General features: G+C 34.7%; 2 protein-coding genes. One reads left to right on the plus strand and one right to left on the minus strand.

Features of this window, described 5'->3' with window-relative positions:
* Positions 1-180 (plus strand): sulfatase-like hydrolase/transferase (locus tag CI949_RS20805; protein WP_290769952.1); only part of this gene is annotated, 180 nt, incomplete at its 5' end.
* A gap of 30 nt (positions 181-210) precedes the next feature.
* Here the strand turns inward: CI949_RS20805 and CI949_RS20810 are convergent.
* The coding region (locus CI949_RS20810; RefSeq protein WP_290769953.1) for a LacI family DNA-binding transcriptional regulator at positions 211-1,072 on the minus strand (862 nt) is incomplete at its 5' end.

A 1,072-nucleotide genomic window follows, 5' to 3' on the forward strand; every position in this document is an offset into this window, starting at 1 on the left:
GCTTTTTATATAACGGTAACCAGTCATATGCCATTTGATTTTTATCCAGAAGAATATAGCCAGGAGGAATTTGAGGATTTAGAACCTCCGATTGTAAAAGATTATTTTAATTCAGTTTACTTTACTGATCAGTCAATAAAATATTTTTTTAAAAAACTAAATTCAATCTCCACAGATTAAAACTGTGAAGACTGATATAACAGGCTTTATCTAGCCTATATTTTTCACTGATTCTCTTTCAATTAATTTTAATTCTACATTTGAAAAGTCAGAATTTTTCTTCTCCTTTAGATTTTCCAGTAAATACTTTCCAATATTTGTGCCCAGCTGATGGATGGGTAGGGAAACCGTTGTAAGTGGTGGATAAGAGTATTTTGCTTCCGGTAGATCATCAATTCCAACCACTGAAATATCATCTGGAACCTTAATCCCCTGATTATTTAATTCCCAGATTAAACCTAAAGCCGTAGCATCATTGGCAGCAAATACAGCAGTAAACTGATCTATTTTATCTATTAATTCAAGCGCAGCTTTCCGACCACCCTCAAAACTAAAATCTCCGGCAAAAATAAGTTCATCTGGCAGCTCAAGCCCATTTTCTTTTAGCTTATCTTTTAAACCTTCTCTTCTTAAGAAACTTGTATAAAGTTTTTCCGGACCATCAACAAATGCAATCTCCCGATGTCCATTTTCCAGTAAATATTCAGTAATAGTCTCGGCTGCTTTTTTGTTGCCCAGATTTATATTATTAATTTCAAAGGGGTGAGGTGTAATTCCCAACAAAATAGTTCCCTGAGCTTTTAGCTGCTCAATCAGGGTATACATCTGCTGTTCATATTCTTTATCCATTAAAGCTCCCCCGGCTAAGACTATGGCGTCAGCTCGATTTGCTTTTAACATCTTTACAGCATGAACTTCTTTTTCCACACTGCGGCTGGTATTATAAATATTAACAATATATTCATGCCCGGAGATAAATTCTTCTATCCCCTTTACCATTTCTGCAAAATAAGAGTCACAGATATCATGGACAATTACTCCAATGATATTTGACTTATCACTTTTTAAACCC

The organism is Halanaerobium sp. (genome assembly GCF_003070835.1).